The sequence below is a fragment of the Thermodesulfobacteriota bacterium genome (assembly GCA_039028315.1).
In the GTDB taxonomy this organism is placed as follows: Bacteria; Desulfobacterota_D; UBA1144; order Nemesobacterales; family UBA2774; genus CR02bin9.
On sequence record JBCCIH010000103.1, the window covers coordinates 1 to 8,491 of the forward strand.

The 8,491-nt window shown below is 39.9% G+C and carries 7 protein-coding genes; 1 reads left to right on the forward strand and 6 read right to left on the reverse strand.

Going from position 1 to position 8,491, the window contains the following annotated elements; genetic code table 11:
* Window positions 1-1,325 (forward strand): H(+)/Cl(-) exchange transporter ClcA (gene clcA, locus AAF462_07415; protein MEM7008945.1); only part of this gene is annotated, 1,325 nt, incomplete at its 5' end.
* Between the two features lie 28 nt (window positions 1,326-1,353).
* On the opposite strand, the gene gshA is transcribed toward clcA, so the two are convergent.
* The 6 genes from gshA to AAF462_07445 form a co-directional block, all read right to left on the reverse strand.
* Window positions 1,354-2,616: a glutamate--cysteine ligase gene (gene gshA, locus AAF462_07420; protein MEM7008946.1), complete on the reverse strand. Its 1,263-nt coding sequence runs from the start codon at window positions 2,614-2,616 to the stop codon at window positions 1,354-1,356.
* Window positions 2,617-2,666: 50 nt separating this feature from the next.
* Window positions 2,667-3,134 carry an RDD family protein gene (locus AAF462_07425; GenBank protein MEM7008947.1) on the reverse strand — a complete coding sequence of 156 codons (468 nt, stop codon included), beginning with the start codon at window positions 3,132-3,134 and terminating at the stop codon, window positions 2,667-2,669.
* Window positions 3,135-3,335: 201 nt separating this feature from the next.
* Entirely contained in the window at window positions 3,336-4,601 is a 1,266-nt protein-coding gene (locus tag AAF462_07430) for a thioredoxin domain-containing protein (protein ID MEM7008948.1), read from the reverse strand.
* Window positions 4,602-4,727: 126 nt separating this feature from the next.
* Entirely contained in the window at window positions 4,728-6,020 is a 1,293-nt protein-coding gene (gene purB, locus AAF462_07435) for an adenylosuccinate lyase (GenBank protein ID MEM7008949.1), read from the reverse strand.
* Window positions 6,017-6,775 carry an MBL fold metallo-hydrolase gene (locus AAF462_07440; GenBank protein MEM7008950.1) on the reverse strand — a complete coding sequence of 253 codons (759 nt, stop codon included), beginning with the start codon at window positions 6,773-6,775 and terminating at the stop codon, window positions 6,017-6,019. Before AAF462_07440 ends, purB begins: the two co-directional genes overlap by 4 nt.
* A 344-nt stretch (window positions 6,776-7,119) precedes the next feature.
* Window positions 7,120-8,491, reverse strand: a 1,372-nt coding sequence (locus AAF462_07445; GenBank protein MEM7008951.1) for a hypothetical protein, incomplete at its 5' end; no start/stop codon positions are given.

Genomic DNA, 8,491 nt, shown 5'->3' on the forward strand with positions numbered 1-8,491 from the left:
CAAGACTGGCCGCAGCCCAAAAAGGTAGCAGCCAGGTACTGCTATGGGCTATTTTAGTAGGCTCTTTTACAGGATTCATGGGAGCGCTATTTCAGATTGCCTTAAAATATATAGCAGACTTAAAAGATCTGTTTTTCAAACTACTTGAAGCAACCCCTGGCCTACCTCTTATTGGATCAATTGTTATTTCTGCAATAATGGTCTACCTCGCGTTTTTACTTGTACGAAAAATTGCGCCTGAAACCGGCGGCAGTGGCGTACAGGAAATAGAAGGAGCACTTGATGAAGTAAGACCCCTTAGATGGAAAAGAGTAATTCCAATTAAATTCTTTGGAGGACTGCTCTCACTTGGAAGCGGCATGGTTTTAGGTCGTGAGGGTCCAACGATTCAAATGGGTGGTAACATCGGGAAGATGATATCCGATATATTTAAGGCCAATAAAGATGATACTCATGCATTAGTCGCAGCAGGAGCTGGTGGAGGACTATCCGCTGCATTTAATGCGCCGCTTGCAGGAATACTTTTTGTATTCGAAGAGATGCGTCCCGAGTTTAAGTACAATTTTTTATCAGTTCAGGCAGTAATTATTGCCTGTGCATCAGCCGATATAGTTCTAAGGATTATGGTCGGTCAGCAGCTTGAGATCCCCATGCACATGCTTTCAACTCCGCCCCTTCCCTCACTTTTCTTATTTCTAGTTTTTGGCTGTGTGTTTGGCATTTTTGGATTCTATTTTAATAAGCTTCTAGTTATAACTCTTAATTTCTTCTCTAACCTTACAGGCTGGCCATTTACCCTGACTGGGCTTATTGTTGGCGGAGTAATTGGAGCTTTGGTCTGGCTCTTTCCAGAGTCTGTTGGCGGCGGCTACGTTGTAATCCCTCAAGCCCTTAACGGCTCAATTCCAGTAATGCTTATGCTACTCCTATTTGTAGTCAGGTTTGGGACAACTATGGTCAGTTATGGATCAGGAGCTATTGGAGGCATATTTGCCCCGATGTTGGCTTTAGGAACTTTATTTGGAATGTGGTTTGGAAATATGGCGCACCTTCTTCTTCCGCATATGGTAGTGCAACCAGAAGTATTTGCAGTGGCCGGGATGGCAGCGCTATTTTGTGCTACAGTAAGGGCGCCGCTTACGGGTATCGCGCTTACGATAGAAATGACAGGAAATTATTTTATGATTCTGCCGCTCATTTTAACATGTCTCACGGCTACAATTGTAGCGCAAATGCTGGGCGGTCAGCCAATCTATACAGTGCTATTAAAAAGAACTTTGGATTTAGCTAAAAAGTCAGGGCAGATGCTAATGCCAGACAAATAAGTAATATGTGGCTTAAGGTGAATAAGATTTAAGCTACTTCCTCTTTGCAGCCGCCTTCATCTAATATCTTCTCAATTTCATAACCCGCAGCGATGGTTGCTATTCGGGAAACTAAATCTAGCGCGGGTGAGCATAGAATTTCTACGTCATCTGTATGAGCTGCCTCATCACATGGATCAAAATGAACAAATTCCATTCCTCTTGAGTTTAGGTTCTCTAGATTATTTCTGCTCTTGTTCAGTCTTAAAAAACCGCCGGCAACCTGAGTATCCACAAGATAGAAAACCGGTTCGGCTGATATATTATCCTCATATGTAAATGAAGTGGGAATTCCCTCTTGAATAACAACATCCCTTACAGGGTTTCCACCTTTGCTCACTCTCATCCGCTTTCTTTTATCTGAGTTAAATGACCTAACTTCATCGCCTGAGGAGACGCTTAATACAGCCATTCCGTAAGTTCCGGAGTTACTTTTTATAAATAAGTAGGGATCTTCACTGATACCTCTTTTTAGATAATCCTCTTTTAATCTGGCTATCATTTGATCAGCCGCCTGTGCGACTTTTTCTCTGTCCTCAGGGTTATCAAAATCAACCCCGTCATCATCTATCGTATCAATTGAGATCACCCATGGGTCAATGCCTAATATCTCGGCAACTTCTAAAGCAAGTTTATTATAAAATTCAAAATGTATGCTCTTTTTCCTTGTATGCCAGCCAATCTCCACCGGCGGCTCTACGGGCTGAGCAATATCTCTTAGAGTTTTGGGGCACTTTTCTGAAAAGTCATTATTTATTAAAAGAAGATCGGGATCAAAACCTGGAATTGTAACTCTGTGATTTTCTTTATTCGCTTTATAGGCCTTGATCTTAGTTCCAGAGGCCGCCTCAAATTCCATTTCCTGGGGCACATCGTCCTCTGTGATAATTCCAACATTTACTATATAGCCAACTCTGTGCAGAATAGATTTCAAAACGAGGATGTTTTGCCAGTAAAAACTGTTTCTAGTATGCATTTCAGGAACTATTAGGACAGTTTTAGTGCTGGGAAACTCTCTTTGAAAGTAGTTCTTAAACAAATTTGATGCGCGCTCTTGAAATATTGGCGAGAGGTTGTTAAACCCTGCCGGAAAAACATTTGTATCCACAGGTACTACTTTGTGGTCAGAAATTCTTAAGTCAACAGAAGTGTAGAGTGGGATGAAAGACCTGTTGATCTGAGTATTTATCCATGAGTCGAGTTTAGCTTTATTCTCAGATATCTTTTGATTTAGTTCTCTGATATGTTCCATTTTGTTGTGATTCCTAATTGGAGTAAATTTCTGATTGGGTATTCGTATTCTTATTCCTTTACTACATATGTTCCCGCTATTTTATCATGCCAAGACTGTGAGTTTTGATCAAATATTGACCAAATGAATCCTAAGAATAAAAATATTGCTGAAATATAGTATCCGATCCATCTTACAAACGATTGCCAGAACCCAATCCCATCACCATCATCTGATATTATCTTAATTCCCACTATCATTTTGCCGATTGTTTTTCCGCTATAGCCGTTCAATATTACGAAATATGAGGAAGAGAGGAAAAAAAGCAAAAGAAATATCGGCATAAAAACATTTCCCAAACTAATTTCAGGATCCTTAACAAAAAACACCCCTATTCCAAAAGCTAAAAGTGCTATTATAGAAATAATCACAACGTCAATTATAAATGCAGCAGCCCTTGAATTTAGCCCTGCTAAATCAAAGGATATTACATCTTCCTCAATATTACTGATTTCGTTAGTGTTTTCTGTAGTAGACATTTGTTTTGATGCGCTTATACAAGTTAAAGATGCTTGTGAATTTTATATATTTAGATTATTACCAATTATACCTGCGGGCAAGTAATAAATCTTAGATAACATATATTTTAAGGAAATTAAGAACGTATAAATATAAAACTGCACCTGATACCCATTTTTATCAAACAAGATCAGGTGCAGTAATTGTTGTTTTTAGAATTATTAAGAACCTTCTGAAAGCTTTACATCAATTGCAGATTTAACACCATCCGGGTTTGCTCCCGGCACCTTCATACCGTTAATAACAAACGTAGGGGTTGAGTTAATACCAATTGCCTGCGTCTCAGCCATATCGGCTTTAACTCTTGCAGCAATTTCGTCAGATTTAACGCACTTATCAAATTCTTGTGTGTTTAAACCTATTTCCTTGGCATATCCGTTAAATATTTCATCCGCGGTATCTAGCTTGATTTTGCTCTGGTTATCAAAAATCATATCATGAAATTCCCAGAACTTATCATTTCCCTGCTCGTATGCACAAAGAGATGCAATAGAAGCTTTCATTGCCCAGTTATGATTTGGTAGCGGTAGTTGTTTAAAGTAGATAGTCACATCATCGCCGTATTCTTTTAATAACATAGGAAGCATGTCCTTTCCTCTTTTGCAGAACGGACACTGAAAGTCTGAGTATTCAACTACTGCAACTTTTCCATTCTCAGCTCCCTTGCTAGGAACGTTTTCAAGTGAGATTTGATCCATAACTTCTTTGTGGATATCAACGGTGGTATCCATAATGTCTGTTCCGAGTCCTGGTGTTGCTAGGATCAAGAATTTGCCGTCTGTGCTAGCGAATAAAGGCACTGCACGACCTCCGCCGCCAACTTGACCCTTCTTTAGTCCTTCAATCTCAGTATCTTCAAAGTCTGCTGTGCTGATTACTTCCGCACCAATAACCACATACTGAGCGTCTCCCTGAATAAGAAGAGGTACTGGACGTCCACCGGCTTGTACGGTTCCTTGTTTAAAACCAGCGAAACCGGAATCTTTGAAATTTTTAGTGCTCGCTATTGTAGCGCCGATTAAAATGTTTTTGCCATCATCTGAAACCAATACTGGAACAGCATTTGATCCGTACGCTATTGTGCCTTCTTTAACACCTTTTACTTCTGTGGCTTTAAAGTCTGCAGTGCTGGTTGGAGTTCCGATTAGTGCATATTTACCATCATCAGTTAAAAGAAAAGCTATCTCCTGCTCGCCGCGGTCTGTGCTAACGATAAAATCTCCTTTTTTAAAGCCCTCTATACCGCTTGCTTCAAATCCTGAAACTGCAACTTCCGCTCCTGCAGGAATAGTAGCTCCAAATCTGTTCAGAAAAAATGTCTTCAGTCTTTCAGATTCTTCAGTGGAGATTTGCTCCGCAAAAGATGTACCTACAAATATAAATAAGGATAGAGCTAATATTGCAGCCCCAAGAAATTTGACTCTCATTACTTGCCTCCTATTTTTACGATCTAATTTAGATTAGCTAAAACTATACCACTGAATGTTTAGAAAGCAACAAAAATAAAGACCGTCACAACTATATGAAATTAAACAATATTTATCGGTTTTTTACTATCCAAAAACCCTCTCAAAGATGTTGTCAATGTTCTGTAGATCGGCTGTTACATCAAAACATTCTTGGATTTCTTCGGGGCTTAAAGAGCCTTTTATTTTCTCGTCTCTAAGCAAAAGCTCCTTGAAATCTTCATCCCCCTGCCATGTATCCATAGCTTTTGTCTGAACTATTTTATATGCGTCTTCCCTTGAAAATCCCTTTTCTATCAATTTAAGAAGAACTTTTTGAGAGAAAACAAGTCCTCTTGTAAGCCAAATGTTTTTTTCCATGTTCTCTGGATAAACCTGAAGCCCATCTAACATATAGGAAAGCCTGCTTAGCATAAAATCAAGAAGAATTGTGCCGTCAGGACCAATCACCCTCTCTACGGATGAGTGACTGATATCGCGCTCATGCCAAAGTGGAATGTTCTCAAGCGCAGAGATGGAATATGATCTTACCAGCCTTGAAAGTCCACATAGGTTCTCTGAAAGCACAGGGTTTCTCTTATGAGGCATGGCTGACGAGCCCTTTTGTCCTTTTCCAAAAGGTTCTTCAAGCTCTAAGACCTCGGTTCTTTGAAAGTGCCTTACTTCAACAGCAATCTTTTCTATTGTCGAAGCAATAATTGAGAGGGTAAGGAAAAAATCCGCGTGAATATCACGCTGAACAATTTGAGTTGATATGGTAGCAGGCTTAAGGCCAAGTCTCTCGCAAGCATAATCCTCAACCTTGGGATCCACATTGGCGAATGTTCCAACAGCACCTGAAATTTTACCTACACTTATAACATCCTTTGCCCTTTTCATCCTCTCAAGATTTCTTTTCATCTCGTCATACCACAAAGCAAACACAAGCCCGAGTGTTTTAGGCTCTGCATGAATACCGTGGGTCCTGCCTATCATAACTGTATCTTTATGCTCGTATGCTCTTTTCTTAAGAACTTCAAGTACTGACTCTATATCCTTGATTAAAATTTCTGATGACTCTTTTAACTGAAGCGCAAGTGCCGTGTCTAAAACATCTGAAGAGGTGAGGCCAAGATGTATAAACCTTGAGTTTTCTCCTACATGCTCTGATACAGAAGTAAGAAAAGCTATCACATCGTGTTTTAACTCTTTTTCAAGCTCGTTTATTCTATCAACATCAAAACCAGCTTTAGCTTTTATGTCCGAGACCGCATCCTTTGGTATTCTCCCGAAGTGAGCCCATGCTTCACATACGGCTATTTCTACTTTAAGCCAATTATTGTATTTAGATTCGTCAGACCATATGGATGACATCACTGGACGTGAATATCTATCAATCAAAGTTCTACTACCTCCCCTATTGTTTTGCGTGGTGCAACGCTGATGCCTACACCTGATTCAGCGCCGTTTTTCTTAACTACTTTTTGAGCCGCTCGGTACGCAACCTCTGGTTTGTTGTTTACCTGGCTTAAGTGGCCCAATATCACATGCCTAAGCCCGTCATGCATAAGTTCTTGTAATAGCTCAGATGCCTGGCCGTTTGATAAATGCCCCAAACGCCCCTTTATTCGCTGCTTTAAGTCCCAAGGATAATGACTGTAATTAAGTATTTCGCTATCATGGTTGTACTCTAACAATAGTGCATTACAGCCTCTAAGTCTCTGTTTTACAAGCGATGTTGCACAGCCTATATCCGTCACAATTCCTACTTTGTTGCTATCAGCTGTTTCGATTGTAAAACCGACCGGATCAACAGCATCATGGGGTACAGAGAAAGGTGTAATTAGAAAGTCTTTAATATCAAAACTGCAATCGCTTGCGAACTCTTTTAGTATTTTGACTTTGTCTTTCCAAAGATCTACTATCGAACTCGTAACATAGGTCGGAATATTAAGCCTATTAATAGCATGTGTATGGTCAGAGTGCTCATGTGTAATAATAACAGCGTCAATATCAGAAATATCTACCTCTAAAAGCTCTAATCTGAGCTTGATCTGCCTCATACTTATTCCAGCGTCTACTAGAATTTTACTACCGTTTGACTCTATAAAAAGTGAGTTACCTGAACTGCCGCTGGCTAGTGTGCAAAGTCTCATTTGAAAGAAATAACAGCTCCTAAATAGGTATGGGGAGTAGTATTGATATATCTTGGGTCAAATGTCAACCCTAAAAGCTGTAAACTTTATCTTTAACCAATAAACCTGGCTCGAATGAACAAGAGAAACAAAGGATTTTTCATTAACCTTTTCTTAATTTAAATCTAACATAGGATTAACAATCAGGGAATATTATCTTTTACATACCCTATCAACTCCGTGCTCTTAAAGGGGCAAGTCACTTTTGGCTTGTCCCTTTTTTTTGACTAACAAAATCAAAGATCTATTGAACTATTTAATGGAGTAAGTCATTGCTTGAATTATTGATATAGCAGCTGTAATTATTACACTTTTGAAATTACCTTTCTTTTCTTGAGCCTTATATAATAAATAGCTATTAGCGCAAACACCGCAGAAAGCGCGGCTGCTCCCCATTGATTAATTGTCGGAATTTCTTCTACCCTTCCATCACAGCCGACCGCAATACCGGAGCTATCCACTGCACATAAGTCATAGGGAAGTGTAAACGCATTTAGGTTTGTTAAGTCATTCCCATTTACTTCAACTCTCCAAACCCCTTGAGGAATTACCGGGACCGAAATGTCATATAAGTCTGGATCAAATGGCTTAGTGCTTATACTAAAGAGTTCCCACTCCTGATCACCTGAAGGGTTCGTATTTTCATATCTCGTCCCATCTGGGCTTACTAGGGAATAAATAACACTTGGAGGCCTGCTAATAATTCTTGAGCACCCACTGTCATCACTAGGATTAGTGGGGCTAACCATACCCTCAAAATTAACCGATGTTCCTTGGGCCCAAGGCGGTATTGTATTATTTGGTGTATTCTGGTCATCACTATCCACGTCTACCCCATCAGCAAAATCGCATTGGTCCTGAGAATTAAGTGATGCTGAGCCAAAGTCTAAGTCTCCGTCCCATATTTCAAGAGTGTCAACTCCTTGTGGAACTAAGAAATTAAAGTCCCAGCGTCCGTCGTAGTTAGTATTGGAGATGCAGCAACTTGGATCAGCCGGATCACAATAGAAATATGGTAAAAACGCTGCAGCATCACTACAAAGCGGGTCTGAGAAATCGATATTGGGATAAATAATATCAAAAGCAAGCTCAGTTGTGATAAGAATCAGGTAGGAGAACGGCTGTCCAGCAACCGCAAATAACTGTCCGTCTGATCTTACCTTAAATGTATTTGCCGAAGAAATACCGTTATTAAGATTAGTTATAGTCAGCTTGTAAACATGCTGTGTACCGTCTGAATTTAACGCACCGGGAACGTTACTTAACACAATTGAAGACCAATCATTATCTGGCATAGGGTTTCCAGTGTTATTACCGAAAGATCCGTCGCTTGAATATCTGGCAATAGAAGTAGTTCCAGTCCCGTCTGCATCAGGATCTAAGAAAATCTCAATATCAAGTAGAGCGGGCACACCGCCTGAAACCGTATCCCATGTGTTATCTGCGTCTCCGTCAAATATACCAATTTCAAATTGAGCACTGTCAGCAGGGGACGTGACCCTTAGTTCTAAAACATCTTCATTAGTAGTTGCTAAGCCTACGCCGCTGAAGGCAAACATCTTTCCATCATTTACATTGCAATTGGGTAAACAAACAAAATTTGAATACGCAGATTTTAAGGGAATCACAGTAAGAAAAATAAAGACAGCCAAAAAATACAAAGCTCTACTATTAAAC